Genomic DNA, 470 nt, shown 5'->3' on the forward strand with positions numbered 1-470 from the left:
GTATGGAATGAGGAATCCTTTGTTTCCTATCTGGACGCTTATCAGGAAGTTTCCGCATTGACGCTGGCCGAGACCCGGTCCATCCCGCTCATCCTTCGGGTGGCCTTGATCAAAAGGCTGGCTGAAACGATGGCACTCGCGCGTGATCGCCGAGAGGTGTGCATGGAAGTTGAACGGTTGCTTTCACGGCTAGAGCCTTCCAAGTTAAATCCGGAAGCGATCAACGCACAATTGGAAGCGGCGGGTCAGGCCGTTCCGCTATCCGGTCCATGGATCGTTCACTTGATCAGTCACCTGCGGGAGTGGGCCGACGATTCCGCTTCCGTGCGCGAATGGTTGATGTGCAAATTTGAGAACGGTGCAGACGACCTCGATCGCATCGTATCCTACGAGCATCAGCTTCAGGCCGCCTATCAGGTGACGGCTGGAAATTTGATTACGAGCTTACGCAGAAACGAGCGCGGGGACTG

At 55.5% G+C, this 470-nt stretch carries 1 protein-coding gene; it reads left to right on the top strand.

The genetic code is table 11. The features are described from left to right. Positions 1 to 470 (top strand): hypothetical protein (locus AC2JF9_RS08905; RefSeq protein WP_500727045.1); only part of this gene is annotated, 470 nt, incomplete at both ends.

Source organism: Lactobacillus sp. C449L, assembly GCF_059900815.1.